At 66.9% G+C, this 23,311-nt stretch carries 20 protein-coding genes; 14 read left to right on the plus strand and 6 right to left on the minus strand.

Going from position 1 to position 23,311, the window contains the following annotated elements; genetic code table 11:
• Nucleotides 1-31 precede the first annotated feature (31 nt).
• From QZ271_RS02035 to QZ271_RS02095, 13 genes are all read left to right on the plus strand, one after another.
• Complete coding sequence (locus QZ271_RS02035) at nt 32-6,031, plus strand: phage tail tape measure protein (protein ID WP_291428512.1); 6,000 nt, start codon at nt 32-34, stop codon at nt 6,029-6,031.
• Complete coding sequence (locus QZ271_RS02040; RefSeq protein WP_291428514.1) at nt 6,031-6,408, plus strand: hypothetical protein; 378 nt, start codon at nt 6,031-6,033, stop codon at nt 6,406-6,408. The genes QZ271_RS02035 and QZ271_RS02040 overlap by 1 nt, the downstream gene beginning before the upstream one ends.
• A gap of 8 nt (nt 6,409-6,416) precedes the next feature.
• Nucleotides 6,417-6,743, plus strand: coding sequence for a hypothetical protein (locus tag QZ271_RS02045; protein ID WP_291428516.1), 327 nt, complete (start codon nt 6,417-6,419; stop codon nt 6,741-6,743).
• An 11-nt stretch (nt 6,744-6,754) separates the two neighbouring features.
• Nucleotides 6,755-8,980, plus strand: coding sequence for a hypothetical protein (locus tag QZ271_RS02050; RefSeq protein WP_291428517.1), 2,226 nt, complete (start codon nt 6,755-6,757; stop codon nt 8,978-8,980).
• Nucleotides 8,967-10,304, plus strand: a complete 1,338-nt coding sequence (locus QZ271_RS02055) for a hypothetical protein (RefSeq protein ID WP_291428518.1) — start codon at nt 8,967-8,969, stop codon at nt 10,302-10,304. The genes QZ271_RS02050 and QZ271_RS02055 overlap by 14 nt, the downstream gene beginning before the upstream one ends.
• Nucleotides 10,304-10,960 (plus strand): hypothetical protein, encoded by a 657-nt coding sequence (locus QZ271_RS02060; RefSeq protein WP_291428520.1) that lies wholly within the window; start codon nt 10,304-10,306, stop codon nt 10,958-10,960. The genes QZ271_RS02055 and QZ271_RS02060 overlap by 1 nt, the downstream gene beginning before the upstream one ends.
• Nucleotides 10,957-12,006, plus strand: coding sequence for a hypothetical protein (locus tag QZ271_RS02065; protein WP_291428521.1), 1,050 nt, complete (start codon nt 10,957-10,959; stop codon nt 12,004-12,006). The genes QZ271_RS02060 and QZ271_RS02065 overlap by 4 nt, the downstream gene beginning before the upstream one ends.
• A 71-nt stretch (nt 12,007-12,077) precedes the next feature.
• Nucleotides 12,078-12,626: a hypothetical protein gene (locus tag QZ271_RS02070; RefSeq protein WP_291428522.1), complete on the plus strand. Its 549-nt coding sequence runs from the start codon at nt 12,078-12,080 to the stop codon at nt 12,624-12,626.
• A complete protein-coding gene (locus QZ271_RS02075; RefSeq protein WP_291428524.1) occupies nt 12,623-13,090 on the plus strand; it encodes a hypothetical protein in 468 nt (155 codons plus the stop codon). Before QZ271_RS02070 ends, QZ271_RS02075 begins: the two co-directional genes overlap by 4 nt.
• 153 nt (nt 13,091-13,243) lie before the next feature.
• Nucleotides 13,244-13,588: a hypothetical protein gene (locus QZ271_RS02080; protein ID WP_291428526.1), complete on the plus strand. Its 345-nt coding sequence runs from the start codon at nt 13,244-13,246 to the stop codon at nt 13,586-13,588.
• Nucleotides 13,585-13,926 carry a hypothetical protein gene (locus QZ271_RS02085; protein ID WP_291428528.1) on the plus strand — a complete coding sequence of 114 codons (342 nt, stop codon included), beginning with the start codon at nt 13,585-13,587 and terminating at the stop codon, nt 13,924-13,926. Before QZ271_RS02080 ends, QZ271_RS02085 begins: the two co-directional genes overlap by 4 nt.
• Nucleotides 13,913-14,620: a glycoside hydrolase family 19 protein gene (locus QZ271_RS02090; RefSeq protein WP_291428530.1), complete on the plus strand. Its 708-nt coding sequence runs from the start codon at nt 13,913-13,915 to the stop codon at nt 14,618-14,620. Before QZ271_RS02085 ends, QZ271_RS02090 begins: the two co-directional genes overlap by 14 nt.
• 58 nt (nt 14,621-14,678) lie before the next feature.
• Nucleotides 14,679-15,050: a hypothetical protein gene (locus tag QZ271_RS02095; RefSeq protein WP_291428531.1), complete on the plus strand. Its 372-nt coding sequence runs from the start codon at nt 14,679-14,681 to the stop codon at nt 15,048-15,050.
• Between the two features lie 66 nt (nt 15,051-15,116).
• Here the strand turns inward: QZ271_RS02095 and QZ271_RS02100 are convergent, their stop codons facing one another.
• The 6 genes from QZ271_RS02100 to QZ271_RS02125 form a co-directional block, all read right to left on the minus strand.
• A complete protein-coding gene (locus tag QZ271_RS02100) occupies nt 15,117-15,344 on the minus strand; it encodes a hypothetical protein (protein ID WP_291428533.1) in 228 nt (75 codons plus the stop codon).
• Entirely contained in the window at nt 15,341-15,544 is a 204-nt protein-coding gene (locus QZ271_RS02105) for a hypothetical protein (RefSeq protein WP_291428535.1), read from the minus strand. Before QZ271_RS02105 ends, QZ271_RS02100 begins: the two co-directional genes overlap by 4 nt.
• Nucleotides 15,545-15,640: 96 nt before the next feature.
• Entirely contained in the window at nt 15,641-18,166 is a 2,526-nt protein-coding gene (locus tag QZ271_RS02110; protein ID WP_291428537.1) for a DEAD/DEAH box helicase family protein, read from the minus strand.
• Nucleotides 18,167-18,313: 147 nt separating this feature from the next.
• Entirely contained in the window at nt 18,314-19,183 is an 870-nt protein-coding gene (locus QZ271_RS02115; protein ID WP_291428538.1) for a DUF3037 domain-containing protein, read from the minus strand.
• Complete coding sequence (locus tag QZ271_RS02120; RefSeq protein WP_291428539.1) at nt 19,180-20,019, minus strand: HipA family kinase; 840 nt, start codon at nt 20,017-20,019, stop codon at nt 19,180-19,182. The genes QZ271_RS02115 and QZ271_RS02120 overlap by 4 nt, the downstream gene beginning before the upstream one ends.
• Nucleotides 20,020-20,022: 3 nt before the next feature.
• Nucleotides 20,023-21,990 carry a DNA methyltransferase gene (locus tag QZ271_RS02125; protein WP_291428541.1) on the minus strand — a complete coding sequence of 656 codons (1,968 nt, stop codon included), beginning with the start codon at nt 21,988-21,990 and terminating at the stop codon, nt 20,023-20,025.
• Between the two features lie 311 nt (nt 21,991-22,301).
• Here QZ271_RS02125 and QZ271_RS02130 point away from each other — a divergent pair, with 311 nt between their 5' ends.
• Entirely contained in the window at nt 22,302-23,111 is an 810-nt protein-coding gene (locus QZ271_RS02130; protein ID WP_291428543.1) for a hypothetical protein, read from the plus strand.
• Nucleotides 23,112-23,311 lie beyond the last annotated feature (200 nt).

A 23,311-nucleotide genomic window follows, 5' to 3' on the forward strand; every position in this document is an offset into this window, starting at 1 on the left:
TACCCGACCCGCGCCCCCAGGAGGCACCAACATGACCGGACCCGCCCTGCCCCCCCTGACCGGGAGTGCCAGCCTCGACGTGACCGCATTCCGTAAGGGCGCGCGTGACGCGCTGAACGCACTGCGCGAGGTCGTGGACTACGCCAAAAAACAGGGCACGCTGACCCTCACCGCGAAACTCAGTGGCGCCAGTACGGCCGCCATCCGGAAAACCATCACGGACGCCATGGGCACCGACACCCTCACCGTGAAACTGACGTTCAATCCTGCGAGCGTCGCCACCGCCGTCCGTGACCTGCGGACTGCTCTAAGTGCCGTGGTCGGCATCAACGTCAGCGCCCTGACCGCCTTGCAGGCGCAGATCAACACGCAGATCACGCAACTCACGGCCCTGATCGCCCAGCTGCGCGCGGCCGGTGGGGGCAGCGGCGGGAGCGGGAGCCGGGGCAGCTCGTTCAGCGCTGGGACGCAGGCGTTGCTCACGGACCTGGAGCGCCTGAACAACGAGTACAAACGCGGGGACGTGAACGCCACCGCCTACGCCGCGCGCCTCACGGGCATCCAGGCCAGCCTGCGCACCGCCGCCGCCGCTGCCACGGCCGGAAGCGCCGAATTCAGGGCTCTCGACACCGCCCTGACCCGCACCGTGCAGGGCCTCCGGAACGTCAACTCTGACGGGATCACCAAACTCCGCACCGAGCTGGCCGGAGCCCGCGCGCAGTTCGACGCCGCCGCTGCCGCTGCCACCACCCTCGCCCAGCGCCGCGCCGCCGTCGCCGCCTACGAGGCGGACCTGAACCGCATCCGCGTCAGCCTGACCGGCATGGCGGCCGCCGGGAACCTCACTGCCGAGCAGCTCGGGACCGTCAACCGCCTGCTGGCCCAGACTGCGCGCGAGGGCAACACCCTGCGGGGCGGCATCAACATCGCCGGGCTGAGCGGCAACATCAGCAACGCCCTCCAGCAACTCGCCGGGTTCGTGCCGGGACTCTCCCAGGTCACGGGCCTGTTCGGCGCGCTGCCCGCCCCGATCCTCGCTACGGTCGCCGCGCTGGGCGCGTTCACGGTCGCCATGGGCGCCTCGTTCCGCACGGCCGCGCAGTTCCAGCAGGGCATGGCGGACATCAAGGCCCTGACGCAGCCAACCGCGCAGGGCCTGCTGGACCTCCGGGAGGCCGCGCTGAACATCGGGGAACCGCTGGGCGTGGGCGCCGTCGCCGCGAGCAGAGGCATCCTCGAGCTGAACCGCGCGGGCCTGAGTGCGCAGGACGTGATCGGAGGCGGACTGGTCGGCGCGCTGAACCTCGCTGGAGCTGCCGGGATCGAGGTCGCCACCGCCGCGAAACTCGGCGCGGCCGCCATGACCGCGTTCAAGCTCAGCAGCGCGGACCTGCCGAGGATTGCTGATAACTTCGCGAACTTCAGCAACTCCACGTTCCTGGGCGCTGAGGATCTCAGCCAGGCCATCGCCTCGGTGGGTCCCGTCGCGGTCGGCGCGGGCCTGAGCATCGAGCAGTTTGGCGGCATCATGGCCACCGCCGCGCAGGGCGGTTTCAAGAACATGAGCGACGCGGGCACCAGCCTCAAGACCATGCTGCTGTCCCTCCAGTCACCCACTGAGACCGGCGCCGCCGCGCTCGAACGGATCGGCGTGAACGCCTACGACGCGGAAGGCAACTTCCGTCCGTTCCTGAGTACCGTGGACGACCTGCGCGCCGCGCTGAAGGGCATGAGCGAACAGGGCCGCAACAAGGTCCTCAAGGACGTGTTCGGGCAGGACGCCATCCGCATCGCCACCATCCTCGTCGGCCAGAACACCGACGCGATCAACAAGAACATCGCCACGCAGGGCAAACTCGGAGAGGCGGCCCGCGTGGCGAAAGAGCGCCTGGACACCTACCAGGGCAAGGTCGCGCGCCTCATCGCCGTGTTCGAACGCCTGAAAATCACCCTGGGCGAGAAGCTCCTGCCCGCCGCGACCGGCCTGATCAAGGGCCTATCAGGCGGCGTGGGCATGCTGGAACGGTTCGCCAACGGTTCGGAGAACATGCTCGGGTACGTCCTGCCGCTCGTGACCGCGTTCATCGCGCTCCGGGGGGCCGTGATTGCCGCTGCCGCTCCGGCCATCTGGGCGAGCCTCATGGCGGCCGTCACGACGTTCTTCACCACCGTCAGCACCTGGGTAGCCAGGAACCCGTTCGGGCTGATCGCCACCGCCGTGGCCGCGCTGGCCGTCATGGTGAACGAGATCATGGGTGACACGGCCGCCATCTACGATCAGGTGGACAAGGCCAATCAGGACTCGTTCGACAGCACCATGAAGCGGGTCAAGGCCCTGACCGACGAGGGCACCGAACTGTCCCGCACTCAGGCGAAGATGCTCCTCGCGCAGCAGAGCCTCCAGGCAGCCGAGCAGGGCACCGTGACCGGCGTGACGCTCTTCGGGGAACGCACGTACAGCGTGGATCCGCAGGAGGTGGAGGCCGCCCGCAAACGCCTGGAGGGCTTGCGTCTGGAGCTGGCCGCCCTGCGCAGCGAGGCGGGTCGCCGGGGCACCCTGACGACCACGCAGGTGACGAACGTGGACCCGGCGAAGGTCAAGGAACAGAGCGCCGCCGTGCGCGAGCTGCGTAAAACCCTGGACGACCGCGCGTTCCAGCTCAAGATCGGCGGGCTGGACGGCGTGGAGAAGGAAGTCGCGCAGGTTGGCAAGGCGTTCGATGAGCTACGCAAGAAGCTGAAAACCTCGTTCGGCGGCAACCTCAACAGCAACGAGCTGAAAGGCGCGCTGGCCGAGCTGGCCGAGGCTCAGGCGAAAGAGGAGCGGGCCGTCCGGGCGAAATACGCCAAGGAACAGGCCGACGAGCGCCGCAAGGAGTACCAGCAGGCCGCCGCTCAGGCCCGGCAGGGGGCGTTCGACGTGCAACGCGCCGAGATCCAGGCGATGCAGGAGGGCCGCGCCAAAACGCAGGCGGAACGCGACCTGCAGCTCGCCGAGCTGCGCGACGGCGTCGCCCGGCAGGTGGCCGAGTACGCGAAGTACCCGGACCTGAAAGCCCAGGTGGAAAGTGGCGGCCGGCGCCAGGAGGTCGCGCTGCGCCGCCAGTGGCAGCAGGAGGACCTCGCCACGGCCCGCAGCAACGCTGAGGCGGTCGCCGCTGCCGAGGGGGAGGCCCGCGCCGCCATCATCGCCGCGATGCCCGAGGGGGCCGCGCGCCGGCAGGCGGAACGGGAAGCCGAGCTGGCCGGGGTCCGGAAGGGCGTCGCGGACCGCCTCGCCGCCCTGGCCGGTTACCCGGCCGCGCAGGCCCGCATCGAGCAGGCCGGGCAGCAGCAACTCGCCGCCCTCCGGCAGGGCTGGGCGCGGCAGGATGAGGCGGACGCCCGCGAGCGGGCCAAACGCATCGTCGCCGCATTCCAGGCGGCCCAGGATGCTCAGCTCGCCGCGCAGGGGGCCGCGAGGGACGCCCAGGCGGCCCAGCTGGACCTGGGCGTGGCGCGCCGGGTCGCTCAGGCCGGGCGGAACGCTCAGGAAGTTGCCCGCATCGAACTGCAGGCCGTCCGGGACCGCGCCGCCCTGGCCGAGCGGGCCACCCGCGCGGAAGCCCAGGCTCAGCGGGAAACCCTGGCCCGCACCACGAATGAACGCCTGACCGCCGAGGGAGTCACCGCCGCCGAACAGGCCCAGATCCGCCGCGAGTATTACGCCCGCGTCGCGGAACTGGACAGCACATTCACGGCCGACCAGATCGGGCGCACGCAGGACCGCGAGCAGGCTGAACGTGACGGCCTGGAACGCATCCGGGCCGCGCAGGTGGCCGCCGCGCAGCAGCCCGTCACGGCCGCCCAGGCAGACCTGAAAGGCCTGGAGAATCAGAAGGCACTGGCGACCACGGCCGCCGAGCGTCTCGGCATCGAACAGCGGATCGTGGCCGCACAGGACCGCCTCCGGGCCGCGTACCAGGGCATCCTCGACCGCACCGCCCAGCTGCGGCTCACGGACGAGGAACGCCGCACCCTGGCGGACGGGGTCACGGAGGCCACGCAGGGGCAGGCACAGGCGACACGGGAGGTGGTAACAGTGCAACAGGAACTCGTCGATCAGTCCCGCGCGCTGCTGGAATCCCGCCTCGCCCTCGTGGATGCGGAGGGGGAACTGGCACTCCGCATGGCCCGCACCGACGCCCAGGCTGCCGCTGCCCAGCAACGCCTGCTCAGCAACGCTCAGGGCCGCCTGACCGGACTCGACACCCAGATCAGCGGGGAGACCGACGAAACCAAACGGAACGCACTCCTACAGCAGCGCCTGACCCTCACCGGGCAGATCGCTGACCTGCAGGACCGCATCACGGCCGCCCCACTGGACGGGGAACGCCGCCGCGTGACGCTGTACCAGGCGCAGGCGGAACTGCTGCTCCAGGCGGCTGGCCTCTCCGATGACCGGGTGGCCGGTGCACAGCTGGCCGTGAGGACCGCGCAGCAGGAAGTGGCACTCGCGCAGCGGGCCCTGGATCTCGCCCGGACCGAGGCGGGGCAGGACGAGGCCCGCACCACCCTCACGCAGAAACAGACGGCTCTGCTCGCCGCTCAGGCCCAGGCCGTCCAGGCCCGCAACGAATGGGACGCCCAGGCGCTCGACGTGGCAGAGGCGAGATTGCGGGCAGAGGCGCGCATCACCGGCATGTCCGAGGATGCCGTGGCCGCCGCACAACTGGACCTGGATCTCACCCGCCAGCGCCTCGCGGCCACCCGGCAGGCGCAGGCCGCCCCGGACCAGACCGGCACCCGCCGCGCCGAACTGGCGAAACAGGAGCTGGAGCTGACCGCCCAGCAGGCCGAACAGGAACGCAAACTCACGGCCGTCCAGCGGGACCGGCGCACCCTGGCTGACAGCCTCACTGTCAGCCAGGGAGCCCTGACCCGCGCCCTGACTGGAGGAACAGCGGAGGCGCAGAAGACCGCGCAGATCCAGGCGGACCTGCTCACCACCCGCCGCGCCCTGACCACCGCCGAGCGTGAGTACAACAGCGCGGCCAGCAGCGGCGACCCCACCCGCCAGAAGGCCGCGACCGACGCACTCACGCAGGCGATCACCGCCCAGCGCGGCGCCGTGCGGGCCCTGGCCGACGGGTACGCCGGGATGCTGACCAACATGGACAACGTGCGGGAGGCCGCCGCGCGCCTGAACACCGCCGCCTACGGAGAGCAGGGGCGCGCGCTGAGTGCGGCCACCACGCAGCGGGAGCTGGCGAGACTCCAGGCCATCGAGACCCGCCGAAACGCCGCACGCGAGCAGCTGGCCGAGGCGCTCGGGGGCAGCGACGCCGACCTGATCGCCAGGGCCGCCAACGAGTTCGCTACGCAGGAGGAACGCTACCGCAAGCAGGCCGACGCGCTGGACAAGGCCGGAGCCAAATTCACCCGGACGGGGCAAAAGGAAGCGCAGGGCCTCGCGGATCAGGTGGACGCCCTCGGCATCCAGTACGACCGTGAGAGCGTGATCGTGCAGGAACGCATCCGGGCAGCGAACAAAGAAGCGGAAGCAGCGCGGCTGTTCAGTGACGCTGTGGACCGCTTCAGCAAATCTGCGGTCGCGCGCGCCCCCGCACCCGTAACCTATTCGTACCAGGGGAAATCGTTCGAGAGCATGGCGGCGGTCAACTCATACGCGGACCAGGAACGCCGCGAGCAGAACCGTCAGACTCTCGCGCAGGCGGCAGCGGCCCTGAAATCCGCGCAGGTCAGCGCATCGTCCGCTCGCGTGTACAACGCGAGTGGGGAGTTGATCTATGACGCAGCGCAGGTATTCGACGCGGGCGGACAGGCATTGATCAAAACTCTAAAAACAACCCTGCCGGAAGCGGCGCGCTCCGCGTCACCCGCGCCCGCCACCGTTCCCGCCCCGAACCACACCACCAACTGGGACGTGGAGGTCACGGTAAACGGCGCAGGCCTGAACCCTGACCAGGTGGCAGACCGAGTCATCGGGAAACTGGAGGACCGCGCCCGCCGGTCCGGGAGGAACTGCTGATGGCCCGATACACCCTGATCATCGCCGGGGTCACCATGAACCCCAGCGTGCCCCCGGACGCCGTGAGACGCGCCGGGGGGGGCCGGGCCGTCCGGGACCGCGTGAGTGTCACCGGGGTCAACCTGCGCTCCCTCGGGCCGGTCACGCCCACCCGCGTGGCCATCGTCAGCCCCGGCCCGGAGTGGGTGCTGACCGAGTCGCAGATCGCGCACCTGAGTACCCTGGAGCGCTCCGGCGCCCCGTTCAGCGTGACGCTGGGCGAGGGCTACGAGGTCAGCGGCACGTTCAACAGTTGCCGCCTCGACGGTGACGCCGTGTTCCGGCCCGCCCGCGCGCCCGGCTGGGCCAACTACTCATTCACCCTGCACCTCGGCTAGGAGCCACGATGAAACAACTCACCCTGCAGGGCCCGACCGGGGCCACCATCACCGCCTGGGATTTCGGGGAGGTCGCCACCGGGCAGCAGTCCGCATCCCTGACCATCACCCTCCGCAATACCGGCGACGAACCTCTGACCAGCATCACCGCCAGCATCAGCCAGGGCAGCAGCGCCGACGGGGAGCTGCGCGTCACGCTCGCCGGGATCGCCCTGACCGGCACGCCTGCCGCTCTCCCCAACCTCGTCCCCGGCGCCGGGCACGCTGGCACCGCCATGTTCATCGGCCCGAACATCCCCGTCGACTCGGGCACGCTGCGCTGGACCGCCAGCTGAGGAGGTGACCCATGCCGCTCATTCTCCAGTTCAGTGATGGCGCACCCCCGTCCGGCCTCTCTGGCGAGGTGGTATTCAGCGCCCGCACTCCCCCGAGCGTGCGCGGCAGCGTCACCCTGACTGCGCGCCGCCCCATTCCGATCAGCGGGGAGGCCTCTTTCAGCGCGTCCATGCCCACCCCGGGCGTCGGCAGCAGCCGGGACATCGAGTACGTCACCGACCTCACCGGACTGCCCGGCCAGGTCACCACGGCCGAGTACCGCCACGCCGGCCAATATGAGGAGCTGACCGTGACGGTGGACGGCCTGCACCCCCTGGCCACCCCGACCGCGCAGATCAGGCTCCAGGCGCGGAACGGGACCGGCGCGCTGCTGGGCGAGTTGCCGACCCGCGTGTTCAGCGCGGCCACGCAGGAACCCCAGCTCGACACGGGGGAGGGCCAGACGACGTTCGTGTTCCGCAACTCCTTCGACCACCTCCTGCGCGGGGTGCGCCTCCCCGAACTGATCGCCTGGAAACTCAACCCCAGCCCCGACCTGTGCACGGGCGGCCGCCAGGAGCGGAACGTCAGCGAACTGGTGCGCGCCGTCATGCAGGCGCACGTGGACGGCGCGTTCCGCCTCGACGACGACCCGCTCCGGAGCAGCAGCTGGGTGGAGGGCCGCACCGACTACAGCACCCTCGGGAAAACCCCGCAGCAGGTGTGGGACGACACGTACGGCCTGCTGGGCATGGCGTTGTGGGTCGCGCCGCTCGACACGGGCATCCGGCTGGTCGGCACGTGGCCGCAACCCACCGCGCCGGGCACCGGCCCCAGCATCAGCGCGGACTGGCGCCTGACCGACCTGCCGCAGCGGCAGTGGTTTCAGACGCCCAGACGCCTGACCCTGCGCGGCGCCGAGCGCGCCACACCCCTGACGCCGGGCCTGCTGCTGGACCTGATCGGCCCCGACCCGGCCCGCACGGAACTGGAGCGCGAGTTGCTCCCGAACGCGGAGTGGTTCGAGCCTGCCGAGAGCAGCGGCACGAGCACCGTGCAGCGCGGGTACCGGAAGCTGGGTGGGCAGCTGGTGTCTCAGGTGGAAGTGACCACCGGGGACGTGAGTGTCACCGAGACCGTGGACGGGCAGCCCAGGGTGCGCCTGCTGTACGGGGTGGCCACCGGGTACAAACGCACCGAGACCACCTACGACCCGGTCTGCCACGGGCGGCCGGTCTCACAGCGCACCGAGACGCGCGGCTGGGGGTACGACCTGAAGACCCCGCTCGGCACGTTCAGCGTCCCCGGCCCCGGCCTGAACATCAACCTGCAAACCGGGGACCTCGTGGCGAACGAGACCACCCTCACGACCTACCGCTACAGCTCCCAGGGGCACCAGACCAGCGAGACCACCACCACCCGCAGGCTCGCGAGCATGGAGCAGGCGGGCGCGGACGGGGACCTCGCGGACCGGGGGCCGCTGACCGAACGCGAGTACGTCACGCAGACCATCACGCAGACCTGGGCGCCGATGGGCGCGGGGCGCTGGCGCTACAGCAGTGGCGTGAGCGGGCAGACCCTGGTCCCGGTGTACGACGCAGGGACCCGGGAGGCGGTACGTACCGTCGCCCTGACCCGCAGCACCCCGGATGCGCCGCGCGTGACCGATCAGGCCCCCCCGAGCTACGATTGCCGGCCGTACTGTGAGGTGATCCGCGAACTGCTGGACCCCACCGGCGTCGTGCTGAACGCCGGGGACGCCGGGCTGGCCGAGGAGCGTGAAATCAACGTACCCATGCTCCGCGCCGCCGACCTGAGCGGCGTGGCGCGGCGCGTCCTGAGCGCCGACTGGCACCGCGAGGTCCGGACGTTCAGCGTGCCGTTCCCGGTCGGCTACCACCCGGGCAGCTGGCTGGCAGACGGCCGGGTGCAGGGTCTCACCATCCGCCTGGGCGGGCCGGACGATGTGGTGTCCGAGATCACCTGCGCCCGCCTTGACGCCACCCTGATGGGGCCGGGCAGCGCGGCCGTCGAACCCCTGCGCGCCGACCCGAACGCCGGGCGGGCGCTGATGCTCGCCGGGGCACCGGGTGGCGCGCGAGTCCGGCTCGTGACCGGCTGGGACCCCGGGGTGAACGAGGCAATCGTCGAGGACGCCCTGGTGGTGTTCCGCTCCGGGTACCCGCCCCGTCCGGGGGATGAGATCGAGTGGCAGCTGGTCAGAGGCCAGAGGGAGGCGACGAATGCCCGACGATGACCTGCTGACCCTCCTGCTGGGGTGCGGGTGCCGGAAACGCTGCTGCTGCGGCGCACCTGACCCTGCGCCTGCACAGGCGGCTACCCCGCTGTTCGGGCAGGCCCCCCGGACCGTCCCGCCCCCACGCCTGCCGGACGAGACACCCTTCATCCCGCCGCCGCCCTGGTACGCGACCGGGCAGCGGCCCAGCGACTTCGGGAACCAGCACGTGCCGCGCAACGCGTCGGACGGACGGCCCCTGTCGCGGGCAGGCGGCGACGATACCCAGCGGGCCTTCACGCTGGATGACGGGAGGCTGCGCAGCCTGACCGACTCGTACACCGTGGATCACGAGGCGCGCGTGATCCGGCCCAACGATGAGATCACTGGCATCGAGGAGACCCAGACCACCGCGCCGGGCGAGTATTTCGTGACCGGCACGCGCGTCTGGACGTTCATCTCCGGGCCCGGGTGGAGGGTCCCCGAGCCGTCCACCACCATGTCCAGCACGTTCTCGCGGACGTACACCATCAGCACGAACCGGGTGATTCCGTACGCGACCGGAGTGGAGACCAGCAGCACCCGCACGGTCAAGCACACCAACCAGGCCAAGTTGATCGATTTCACGTACCAGGATCAGGAGATGATCAGTAACAGCGTTGCTCCCGTCCGGCCGACCGAACTGCGCTTCGAGGTGTTCAAGGACTCGACAGGCGAGGTGTTGTTCAAACTGGTGGGGCTCGTGAACCGTGGCCTGGGCACGCCGAACGAGGAGCACCCGATGGGCCTGGGGAGCTGGCTCATCCCCATTCCGACCGGCCGGTTTTCGGGCGGCCCCGATGACGCGAGGACCGCCTACCCGTTCACCCCGAACCAGATCTATAACCTACCCATCGGGGAGCGCACCCGCAGCGTTCCCATCCAGCTCGTCTGGGCGCCACTGGAAACCGGACCCCGGCCGGAGTTGCGGTCCCGCGGGGAACGCTGGCGCGGCCCGGGGGGCGCCGTGACGGTGCAGGGCTACCCCACCAGCGATCACGCGGCGCTGGTGGGCACGGACATCCTGACCTGCCCGGCCGGATCGTGGAGCGGCCCGGGCAGTTGGGCCGCGTACCGACGCGCGGCGGGCGGGACGGTGCTGCTGATCGAGCACGCCGATCAGGTGACGCGCGTCGACCTGCCCCCCGGACCTGACCCTCCCACCGCGCAGTCCGTGCCACTGGCCGTGTTCCTCGCGGGCCTGGGCATCACGGAGTGGCGGGGCTTCGGCCGCGCCGGGCCGCTGCATAACACCTGGCCGCCGCACGAGGCGACCACGCGCGACTCGGGGAGCTCTGCTAACTGATGGCCGTCACGATCAGAGATAACGACCCCTGGACGCACGCTCACCCGGACGAGTGGCGCGCGGCTCGGCTGGCGCGGCAGAAACGACCACCCCAACCGGACAACCGGGTGCCGCCCCCGCCGCCGCTGGGCGTGCGGGTCACGGATTCCCTGGGGGCCCCCCTGCGCGACGAGGCGCTGCCAAGAGGGCACGCCCCGTGGCTGTGCCCAGAGCGGGTAGAGGTCTGGAACGGCGCGGCGTGGCTGGAGAGTGCTGCTGCCCTGAAGGCACTCGCCAAGCGCAGCCTGTACCTGCCCGCCGCGTGGCCGGACGAGACCGACGACCGGACCGGCGTGACCGGGCGGCTGCGGGTCACGTTCCCGCCCGGACCCGCGACCCTGAGCACGCCCGTCCGGCGGGTCCTGACGGCCCGCGCGACGGTCGGCGTGTGGCTGGTGGACGCGCAGACCGCCGCGTGGCTGGTGGACGGGCAGGCCACCACCGCGTACCCGCTCGGGCCGCACGCGCCCGGGGGCAAGCGCCCCCCGCGCGGCGTCCACCCCTGGGCGATCAGGACCGCCCTCGTGGCCCCCCCCAGCGACCCCCTCATCCTCGAACTCGACACGCGCGGCAGCCGCTTCTCGCAGCTGCTGCTCGCCTTATCAGGAGCGCCATGAACATCAGCACCCAGATCATGCTCGTCCAGGCCACCCCGCCAGGCGGGATCATTCTGCACGTCCGCAACCAGCCGGGCAGCCTGTACGGCGCGACCATCATGGGCATCGACGGACCGAACGTCGTGCTGGAGTTCAGCCCCAGCGGGACGGGCAATTGGATCACCTTCCCTCTGCCCGTCGCACTGAACTCCGAGTTGTACCTGCGCCTCACCCGCAGGGACAACAGCGACACGGTCAGCACCATCCGCCTGACCGCCCCCGCCCCCCTGAGTAGCACCCTGGACGGCGACGGGTACCTGTCGATCGAAGGCGGCCCGCTCGTGGCCACAAAGCCGCAGCACGCCGCGCTGTCCGGCCGCGTGACGACCCTGGAGGCAGGCGGCGGCGGGAGCGGCGGAGGAGGTGGCGGGGCTGGCGGTGGCGGCGGCAGTGGTGGCCCCATCGTGCTCAGCCAGGGGGCCGGCGCCGACAACCTCGACCGGATCAGCGGAGCAGGCACCAACATCCCCGTCCGGCGGCTCAGCATCCGGGCAGACACCATCCCGCTCCAGGTGATTGACCAGATCCTGATCAACGCCGTGCAGGCCCCCCCTGGCTCGCTCCAGACCATCGGCCTGTATGACCTGAACGGCACCCCGATCTATGAGGGGAGTCCGCTGGGGATGACCACCAATTTCCTCGGCACGACCGTGCAGATCCCACCGCTGCTATACGGCAACCCGTACGACACGCTCGTACTGCTGTTCAACACAGACGTGTCCATCCCCTCCTATGCGGTTTCGCAGGTTGGCGCGAGCATCAACGTGAGGGCAAAGGATCAGTACAACAACTCCCTGAACGGCATGGTCGGCGTGCAACTCCAGGCTGCCGCTGCTGGCGCCCTGAACGGTCCGGTCACGCACTACAGCCTGCCCATCGTCCGCACGCCGACCGTGGACCCGCCGCGCGGCGGGTACTGGGAGTTCGTGGACCCCGCCAGCGGCCCCCAGAAAATCCGCTACAGCAACGGCCAGAACTGGTTCAGCACCACGCTCACCCAGGAGTAAACCCGCCCCCTTCCCTCCCCCCGCGTGCCCGGCGCTGGGGGATTTACTCTGCCGGGCCATAGGAGAACATCATGGCGAGTGACGGTAAACGAGAATCTGGCGCGCTGTTCAAATACAACGCCGCTGCGCTGGCCGCTGATGACGGGACCGGACGGGCCTACATGGTCGGCCAGAACAACCCCCTGCCCGTCACGCTGATCGGAGGCGCAGGCGCGGGCGCGGGCGCAGGCGCGGGCGCGGGCAACCCGGACGCCGCGCGTGAGGCCACGCTACAGCAGGTGCGGGACGGCATCACGGCCCTGGCCGCCCTGCTGGGCGGCACCGACAACCTCGAGGGCACCGGCGTGCACGTCCAGCGTCCCACCGTGACTGACGTCTACCCCTCAGAGATGCTGTACGACTGCAATGAGCAGGCGCTGACGGTCCCGGAGGGTGCCAACCGGGCGCTGCTGATCGTCGTAGCGGGGAAGGCGCAGTTCGGACTGCTGAACGCCCAGCTGACGAACCTCGTGGACGAGGGCGGCGGCATGGACGGCCTGCGTGACGCGCAACTCACGGCCATGCGCGTCACGGCCGATGCGTCCAGCGTGGTCCGCGTGGACTACTGGCGGGAAGCATGAGGCCCATCGCGCCCCCGGCCCGCCAGGCGATTACCACCTGGCCGACCATGATCGCGCGTTTGGGTAGCGGCAGCGGAACGGAAGTGGCGCAGACCGTTCCCGCACGGACGTTTGCACGCCTGCACGTCATTGCTGCGTACGACTCCCACGCTGCCTTCAACAATGCCACCAGCATCTACACAACCCCGCAGAAGGGCCTTTACCGCCTGGGGGGCAAGGTCCGAGTGGTGGACGGGGGAATGCCGCAGGGAAGTGGGCTCGGCCTGGGCATTGACTTCCAAGAAAGAGACGGCCACTCCTTCTTTTGGGGGGTCGCCAATGCGAACCGGCAGGGGGTCATCAATCAGCGGGTAGTGGGCCTCAGTGAGGGCACCATCCTCCGATTATTCATTTACGCGGATCACCCGGTCGCGGCGACCGTGGACATCGCCAGCGCGGAGTTCACGGTGGAACGGATCAGGTGATCAGGGGGGTGACGATGACTCACCAGGAACGACTGACCACGCTGCTGTAGCCGTACCCCACCGTGCGCGTCCCCGCTTCCCTTTCAACCGACCGCCAGTGCTCCGGCCCACTGGCGGTTTCTCACGCTCCGGCTGATCTGTACCTGGTGCCTCATGGAAAAACACGGCCCCCCTCTCTGGCTCCTCGCCACCCTCGCCGCCGTGCTGGGCCTGGTCGCGCAACTCGGCACCAGCCTCGCCATGGATATGGCCCGCGACAAGGGCAAACTCTACGGCTTCCTGCTGCTGTCCCTGGTGTTCAGTGCCAGCAGCACCATCCTGCTCGTGCAACTCACCTCCCTGGACGATTACGTGTGCGCCACGTTCGGCACGCTCGCCGGGGCCATTCCGCCCCTGTGGACGCTGCGGGCCGCCGTGAAACTCCTCGGCCAAAAATACGGTGTTGAGATTGCGGAACTCGCTCCCGCTACTCCCACGAAAGAAGGTGAAAGCGCGTGATCATCCACGGTTACTGGCTCAATCTGATGTGGGCAGTCCTGGCAGGCGGGTGGTTCATCAGCGCCCTGATCCGCTTGATTCTCGTGTCGCCCACCTGGACGGACCGGCGGGGGCGGCGGCTGTTCGCCGTGATCGTGCACACGGTCGTGGGCGTGTTCTTCGTGTGGCGGCACAACGCAGGCCCCCTGCCGCTGCTCATCCCGATTGAGGAAACGTACCGGAACCTCGCGGCGGTGCTGCTGGTCACGTGGGTGATTCTGGACGGCATCTGGGCCATCCAGAGAACAGCTGAGCGCCCCCGTCTCGCCCGCCCGGAGATACCCCATGATCACGCCTGAACTCATCCGCGCCCTGAATCCCCGCCACCCCCGCCCGGACGTGGCCGCCCAGAAGCTCCAGGCGGCCGCGCTTCAGTTCGGGATCACGTCGCCCCGACAGGTGGCGATGCTGACCGCGCAGCTGGCGCACGAGTCGGGCCTGATCCCCCAGGAGGAGAACCTGAACTACCGCGCGACCCGCATCCGGCAGGTGTGGCCGTCGCGCTTCCCGACCGTGGCGAGCGCGGAGCCGTTCGCGTTCAACCCGCTGGCCCTGGGGGACCGGGTGTACTCCGGCCGGATGGGCAACGGCCCCGGCGAGGGCTTCCTGTACCGGGGGCGCGGGCAACTCCAACTGACCGGCAAGAGCAACTACGTCACGTACGGCCGCCTGATCGGCTTCGATCTGGTCGCCAATCCGGACCTGTTGTTGCAGTACGGGGTGAGCAGCCTCGCCGCCTGCGCCTTCTGGACCGCTCACGGGTTGAACCCAGCGGCAGACCGTGGCGACGTGGTTACGGTGACCCGCGCCATCAACGGCGGGACCATCGGCCTCGACGACCGGGAGCGGCTGTACCAGCGGGCGCTCACGAACGTGCCCCGGTACGGCCTGCTGGCCAGTGACGCGCCGCTCGACGTGGCCCGTGACGCGGCCGCCGATCTGGAAACGCGACACGAGGCCTTCACGCGGACCCTGAACCTGCTGAGCAACTGACGACCGCCCTCTCACCGGCCCTCGCAGACAGCGGGGGCCGTCCCATTTAGGAGTGACCATGCTGAAATCCCAGATCCTGACCGCCCTCCTGGCCCTGTCCGTCACCGCCCGCAGCGGCGCGCCCCTGACGGCCGACACCGTGACGCCCTGGGTCGAGCAGCACGTATCGCTCCTGACCCGTAAGGCGGCCGCGCTTCGTGACGGCGCCACCTGGACCGAGGTGACCGACCTGATCGACGCGACGGTGCGGGCCGCGCAGGACCTGAAGGGCGCAGTGGCTGGTGTGCCGCGCGCCCGGATCGTGCGGACGGTCCTGCAACTCCTGGTGCGGGAGTTCGCGCCACCGTCCGCCGGGTGGCTGCTAATGCTGCTCGACAATGCCTTGGCGGAAGCCCTGATCGAGATGGCCTTCAAACGCCTTTTCGACTGACGGACAACTTGCGCCGTTTTTGCCCCCTGCCCGCGCCCCTGGCGTGAGGCGGGGGGCCTTTTTTCGTTAGGGGAGTTCGGTGGGCGGATCGGCCGGAATGAGGTACGAAAGAGGGTACTTCTCTGCGCGCCACGTTTCCGCGTCGCGGGACCAGGTAAGCAGTTGACCTGCTTGCTCGCCGGCGGCGGTTCGTGCGGCGGCGGCGGTGTCGTAGGGACCGAGTTGGCGGACGACCTCTCCGGTTTCGACATGCGTGACGGTGACGTACACACCGGGCTGCGTGGGTTCGTTCATGCGGTCTCCCCTGCTGCGGGCCGGAGCAGGCGCGGGAGGTAGATCAGCACCCCGGTCCCCCAGACCACCCCGAAGACCAGAAGATGCCATTCCGGGCCGCGTGTTCCCGATTGTGTGACCATCTGCCACAGCAAGTACAGGCAGGTAACCACGCTCGCCAGGCAGATCAGCAGCAGGTACAGCAGCGCTCCGACGTACATGGGCGACCCTCGCATGGCCCGTAGAGATCTGGTCGCTGTCATCACTCAGCGTCACTCCCAATACGTGCGGGACAACTGTTGAGCTATCCCATTTCACTAGAACAGTGGGCCACCCTTATGGAGCGCTTGCAGCTCAGCGAGCGATTCGGGTTGCAAGCTCTTGAATTGCTTCTGTGGGACCTTGAGGTAACGCCAGGGTGTTCCCGTCAGCGCTGTGGCGTGCTCGCACCACTGGGTAGCAGCGCGGTCTTTGAACTGCACTTCCTCGGTTTCCGCTCCCTTGGTTTCGATAATCCAGTGGACGCCCGTGGTGTCGATGGCAACGAAGTCCGGGTGGTAGTAGCGGAGGCTGGTATAGCCATCCACGTACGCGATGCTGAAAGGGAACTGCTCATGCAGCTTGCCGAAAGCACGCACGTCATCCGCCATGTCGAGGAACTTCGCGAACTCACGCTCGAAACCGTTTCCGCAGGGTGCAAGGTTCCAGGGCGTCTTGTCCGCTTCATAGACCGGGCGCGTCCATGGGAAGGGTTTGATGTCGGACAGGCGCACCGGCTCGGCAATGACTTCGGGTTCCTGTCCCTCGATGCTGAAAGCCCGCAGCGCCTTGGTGAACAGGTCACGGCACACGTAGGCCGCCACGTTGGAACTCATGGCCTGGATGACGGCTCCGTCGTCGAGGCTGACGGTTTCGCCGAACGCACGGTGTTCGAACCATTCGCGGATCTTGGGGGCGACGACGTTGAACTGGCTGGGAAGTTTGACGTCCTGAGCGATCAGTTTGGCGTAGAAGCTGATGACCTCTCCGGCGGTCTGTGGCGTCTGGATTTCATAGTCCTTGCTGACCAGTGTTTCAAGCGTGAGGATGTCTTTGCCCTCGTAGCGGAAGGTCTGCGCTTTCTTGCTGCCTTTTTTAAGGGGCAGGGGCTGGTGCTGAAAAGCCATGACATCGAGGGCGGCCACTTCATCGGCAATGCTGCGCTTACGGATCAGAGAGGCGCTTAGCATCGGCAGGGCAATGTCATACTCGGCTTTTTCGGGTACGAAGTGAATCTGCGGAATGAGGATGGGCTTGCCGCCCTCCAGGTCCTCAGCGTCCAGCTTGATCTGCTCGAGCTTCTCCAGTTCCTCTACGAAGCTCATGAAGTTCTTGTTTCCGATGATGTCCACGCGCTCGGTGTAGCCGTTGCCCTGGCCTCGGAACATCAGGCGCAGACCACGTCCGATGGCCTGTTCAGGCAGGATGTTGGCCTTGGCGGTATAGGGGCGGAGGCCCACCACGACGGTCACGTTCTGCACGTCCCACCCCTCGCGCAACATCATCACGGATACCACTGCGTTCGTGGGACTGTCGTCCTCATCGATGGTGCTGGCAGCGCGGCGAGCAGTCTCCAGATCTTTCTTACTGACCTCGCCCGTCTTATCGGTGTGGATGACCAGCGTCCCTTCACCGCCGAAGTCCTCGGGGTACTTGGTGCGCAGCCAGTCGGCCACGTCGTCGGCCTCGGCCGTCGTGTTCATCATGACGAAGAGCGCGGGTTTCTTCCCGAAGGGCTGCAGGGCTTCCCGGTACTCACGCCAGCGGTTCACTCCAGCTGTCAGGAAGGCCTGGTAGCGCACGCTGGCAATGTCGGATTGAATCTCAGCAGCCTTGGTGATGCCCTTGACGGGGCGTTTCACGATGGCGTCCAGGATGGCCTGCTTCAGGGGGTAGTCGTATACCACCCAGGGGAACAGGCCGCCCTTCTGGAAGCGGGGCGTGGCCGTCACGTCCAGTTGGAGGCTCAGGGGGACCTTCTGGGCCAGATCGCGGATGACGCCGTTCCATGCGCTGTTCTCGTCGTGGGTGTGGTGAGCTTCGTCGTTCAGGACCATGACCGGCTGGCCGCGCTTGACGATGCGGTCAGTGAACGGCACCGTGGGGGTCAGGGTGGTCGGCGGTCGGCTGCCCAGCATCGCGGCCAGGGGATTGGCCGCCTCCGGCTCCGCGACCGGGTAGAGCTGCTGGATGTTCGTGAGGTACAGGACTCCTTCGGCGCTACTGACCGTGCTGCCGCCCTCGCCGCGGGCGACGACTTCCACATCCCAGAAGGCCTTCAGGGCGGGCGGGATGACCGGGTCAGTCTGGAAGATTCGCCCGCCCGTGAAGTCCTGCGCGAGGCGTTCCAGCACGATGATGTTTGGCGCGATGACCAGGAAGGATTTGGCGTAAGCGGACGCCACCGCAGGGCCACGCTCACGGATGGCGTTGAAGTACTGCCACGCGACCGCCAGACTCATCACCTTGGTCTTGCCGCTGCCAGTCGCCATTTTCAGCGCCAGTCGGGACAGACCGTCATTTCCGGGGAGCTGCTGACCCTGCAGGAGTTCTTTGATGGCGAACGCCTCCAGCAGGTCCAGACGGGTACGGACGCCCGCTACTTCCCAGGTGTAGATCAACGTTTCGAGCGCGCCCCGCTGCGCGGCGTGGTAGGTGAACATCCGCCCGTTGGGCAGGCGGTGTTCCGTGTGGAACCAGTGACGCAGCAGCAACTGCGTCGTGCCCGTCACACCCTTGTATCCGCCCTCTCGCCATGCCTGCACCGCTTCACGCAGCTTGGGTACACAGACGGCGGTCGCCATGTACTCCGAAATGTCGAAGAGGGTTCCGTCAGCGGACTGAGCCTTCTTGCGGGGCGCCATTATTGCTGCCCGTGAAGCCGGCGAGAATGGTCGAGATGCATTGATCCAGTGTAGAAATCAATCGTCCAGCTCGTTGCCCAATGTGCCTCAGGCCTGCGGACGGGGAATCAGGTCATGAGAGCGGAGATCATGAGCGATCTTGCTGGCCTCAGTCAGAGCGTCACGCACGTCAAGGACTTCAATGGATTCTTCTTCGAGCAGACCGAGCAGATCCTCGCGCAACTCACTGTCACCACGGTGGTTCGTGAAGACGGCGAAGTGCCCCTGTGCGAGTAGCGGATCGTCAGCGCGGCGCGCATCCGTTACGGTCTGCCGGAAAGCATTGACCTGACTGGACGCCTTGCGTCGATCGACGTCGAACGCGACGGCCTGATAGCAGTGCCACACACCGTTCTGGTAGGCCAGATCCACCACCGGCTCGGAGCGAACGGGCAGGATGTAGTCCTCTTTGAGACCCAACCTGAACAGGCCTCTCTGATTGAAGACGGACCTCACTTCGTCACGGATGACGGTGCGGCCACGCTGGGGCACCGTCCGCTCAGCCCTGACGTCCTCCACCAACTGGGTGAAGAGCATCTGGAGGAGCCCGGCAGCGTCCGACACGGCTGCAGGCCTGGGCGCCGTCAACTGCAGGTTATTGGCGGCGTAGGCCACGGTGAAGTCCCGGAAGCGCTCTTCTGTCCACTCGTACTCGCTGTAGCGCGTGAGTGCTCCGCCCAGCGCCTTCACGGCATGCCTCACGAATGCGCCGTCCCCTCCGGGCAGCAGCTTGACGCGCGAGCCCTCGCCAAAGGAGGACAGCGCCCGGAGGCCGTGCCAATTCTGACCAGGGCTGACCACGAGGACGCCCACGTTCACGAACTCTTCACGCAGAATGTTGGGCACATACCGGATGACTGAGTACAGCGTCCGCCCCTGCGTCACTGTCTTGCAATCATTGTCAGTCTGCTTGTTCATTCCCACCACTCCTGTCCTGGACGCTGAAACCGTGCCTCAAAGTAATCGGGGAGGGCCTGGGCACGGGTGAGCAAGTAGTTTACCAACGCAGTGTGTTCCTCAACCGTAACCCCCCACTCCCGGGGTAGGCCATCTATTACAGACTGAACGATTGCCTCTGTCATACCACTGACAGCGTCGAGATACGGCGCAAAGTCGGCCGGCCGCACCGCCCTGAATAGATCGGCCGGTGACATGCTGTACGGCAGAGGCGCTGCGGCGTCCGGCAACGTGGGATCAAGGAGATCACCCAGACCCCAGATGGCGCTGCGAAAGGCCATTCCCATGTCCATCAGGTACAGGCTGGACCGCCCACTGCGCCGGACCAGCAGAATATTCGGGTTCAGGGGCTTACGGTCACGCTGATCCAGCCAGGCGTCCAGGACAGCCACTCCGGCCAGCATGCCGATGTCGGCCATCATGCTTCCCAGTGTCAGGTCCTCAGGTTTCAGATCGTCGGCGGGCTCTAACCACTGGGAATAGAAGTGCAGGCCGGGCAGCAACCTGACCTCGTCACCGTCATCGTCCGTGATGCGGATGCAACCACCATGAGGCAGCGCAGCGGCCGGGACATCGACCAGGCCATAAGCAGCGTGCCGGATGCCCAACTGCGCGGCCAGCCCATGCCCGATCCACTCGTTGACGAGCATGCGGGGACCCTGGGGGTTCTGCTGAAACTTCACCGCGCACAGCCCCAACTGATCGCTCAGCAGGAACTTCTGCGGCTGGGAATTCCCACGCCCGACCGGCCCGAAATACAGTTGCGCCTGCGGGATACGCTGCCCAGGGCCGGTCAAGCGCTAAATCACCTCCACCGTGAGGGTCTTAGTGGTGTCGTTCCCCAGAATGTCGATAACTTTGACAAGCACTGTGTACGTGCCGCGCGCCTCGTAATCGTGCCGGGCCACTTGCTCCAGCTTGCTCTGCTTGCGGGTACGGTACGCCTGCCACTGGTTATGGAAGGTATCGCCCTTGAAATCCCAGTCGATGGCCCAGTAATCCACGAGCTGCGACCAGTGCGTGATGCTCTTCTGCACGTCCTGGGGAATGTCGTCCTGCGGCATGAGGAAGTCCTTGAGCGTCAGGGTCAGGCGGCGGCCCTTGATCTCGGTCCCGACCTCCGCTGCGCCCAGCTCGTAGAAGCGGATATCACCCTGATCCACGGCTTTCTTCTCGAGCACTTCGCGGGGGATCTTCTTGAATTTGATCTCCACGCCCGCCTTTTTGGCCATGTTCAGGCCGGTCTCGTTCAGTTCAAAGGCGAAGTCCCAACCCAGTACGTCCGCGCTGGCGGTGGCTCCCTCAGCTCCGGCGCGTTGCCAGACCTCGCGCACGATGGCTTTCAGGTCACCTTCCGTCACGGGGGCGTCGACGGCGCCCACATGTACCAGCCGCCCCGCTTTCAGGCCGTGCGTCCAGGTGCCGCCGGGCAGTTCCTCAGCGCCGTAGAGCTGGAGGATGAACTGCCGGTACGCCACTTCGCGGGCGCGGGCCGTTTCCAGGTCGTCCCATTCGGCGGCCTGCCACGCCTGACGCTCGTACTTACCCAGGTTCTGCACCACAAAGGGCTTGACTCCTTCAATGCTGAGCAGCCGCTTGCGTGCCGTGTGAATAGCGAAGCGCCCCAGGTCACAGGTGATCCAGCGCCGCCCTAACTTCTCGGCCACGGCTGCCGTGGTACCAGATCCACAGAAGCAGTCAAGTACGAGGTCGCCAGGGTTGGAAGACGCTTTGATGATGCGTTCCAAAAGTGCTTCGGGTTTCTGGGTTGGGTAATTAAGCCTCTCATCGCTGGTATTGCCCACTCTTTGAATGTCATTCCAAAGATCCGTAGCGCGTTTACCTTCTCTCTCATCAAGAAATATTTTGAGCCCGTCAAGCCGAGGGCTACCGTCAGACTTTGTTAATATTAACCCCTGATCCCATAGCTTCTCTCTTTCTTCAAGAGAGAGAGCCCATGCTCTTCCAGCTCCCGGCTGGGTACCTCGCCAAACATCACGCCTGGATGCAGAAGAACTCTTAATAGTGAGGTCCTGGCCCGTGTACATACGGCCAGATTTATCAGCTTTGTATCTAGCAAGCTGCTCCGCAGAATACTCCGTACGCTGGGCGCTCCAAGAGTAGTCGCCCCGAGAGTAATATAAGATTCTATCCTGCACTCGAAGATAATACTTCGGATTAATATTATGAGAATTTGTTCTCTGCCATGTAATATCATTTCTGAATGCCTCTATGCCAAATATCTCGTCCATGAGAATTTTTCCATAATGGGCCATATGATCGTCAAGCTGCACATATATACTCCCGTTCTCACTCAACAGATCTTTGAGCAATAAGAGAGTTTCAGACAACCAGCCAACAAATCCGTCTAATCCCTTGCCCCACGTATCGTTATACGCTTTCTGCTCCAAGACATTTGGTTGCTTAGTAAAGCTGACGTTATTACCACCGCCATCAGGATCTTCCGGAAGGCTTGCAGTAAAACTAAAATTAGATCCAGTTGCGAATGGCGGGTCAATGTAGATGAGATCAACTTTTCCCCGGAATTCCTCGAGGAGACTGGGCAGCACGTACTTCTTGTCACCCCAGATCAGACGGTTGCGCCACTCTGCATCCTTGCCGCTGCTGAACATGTCCAGCGTCTGCATGCGCTGCTGGTTGCTCTCGTTGATGGTTTCGATGGTCTGGAACGGCAGGGCCAGGCGTACTGGTTGCACGCGCTTGCCGTGCTGGTCATATTTTCCATCCCAGATGAGTTCGACGGGCATACGGAGCAGTGTAACGGGTGCATTTCGCGAATTCAGGGCAAGTGAGGTCAGGTCCAGGAACATTTCTATCCTGCATGCGGAGCGGCAGGCACCACTCCGGCAATCGCTCAACCACCGAGGCTGACCCCCTCCACAGTCGGCCAGCCTGATCCGTCATTCTTGCCACCCCTCCCCTGTTCAGCCGAACCGAACGAGGCCGTCGCAGACGGTCTTTTTTCGTTTCATCCGACTTTACTTCGGACCGTCCGACGTTCAGACTACAGACATCCGAGGAACGGGAAAACACCGTCCCAGACGATAAGGAGACGATTATGACCAAAGCAATGACGGCCGCCCAGAAAGACCAGCTGCTCGCCGAAGCGAAGGCCGTGGGCCTGTACGTGACCCGCACCAGCACCGACTTCCACCTGACCACCAACGACGGCAAGACCCGCGTGACGCCCGGCGAGCTGCGCCGCCTGATCGCCCAGGCCGAGGAGATGGGCCGGGATGAGGCGTTCGAGGCGGCCGCCGAGATCCGCGCCGAGCTGACCGCGAACGCGGAACAGGGCGAGCCGGACACCCTGGAGGATGCCCTGGGAACGGCCCTGGAAGGCCCGGCGATACCTGCCGCCGAGGTTGAACCTGTGGCGACCGCGGCGACCCCCGTGGAGGCCGAGCAGACGGCCGCAGCCGCCGCGCCGGTCAGCGAGGAGAAACCCGCCAAGGCCAAGCGCACCGCGACACCGAAGGCCGACAAGCCCGCCCGCGCGGTGATCAAGTACGGCCCGCCCTGCGGCGGTGACGTCAGCGGCCTGGCCGTGGCCACGAGCGAGGAGGCCCGCAACCCCCTGATGCACCTGACCGCGAAGCCCCAGGCCGTGTACGCGAGCAAGGAGCTGGCCGCCGCCACTGGGCGCGCACTGGGCGAGGGGGCGGCGTGGCTGGCGTTCCTGGCGGCCGCGCCGGACGGCGAGACCTTCTGGACGCTGGTGACGGTCGAGGGTGGCCAGCTGCTGCTGGACGGGCAGGCGGTCACGGTGAACCTGCTGGATGGCGAGGCGGCGGACGACGCGCGCGCGCGAGTCGTGCAGGCCCGCCTGAAGGCCAAGGCGCAGTGGCAGGTGAGCCGCGCGGCGTGACCGACCAGACCAGCAGCGGGGGGCTCAGGCCTCCCGCTCTTTTTTTGTTCAGCCGAACCGAACGCGATCGTCTGGGACGGCGTTTTCGGTCAAATCCGACTTGACCTCCCAGGGTCCGACCTTCAGACTGAAGACAGCTAAAAACACCGTCCCAGACGATCAGGAGCGTACTTTATGACCGAATCCAGCACCCCCGCAAT

This window comes from Deinococcus sp. (genome assembly GCF_018260555.1).
GTDB lineage: Bacteria > Deinococcota > Deinococci > Deinococcales > Deinococcaceae > Deinococcus.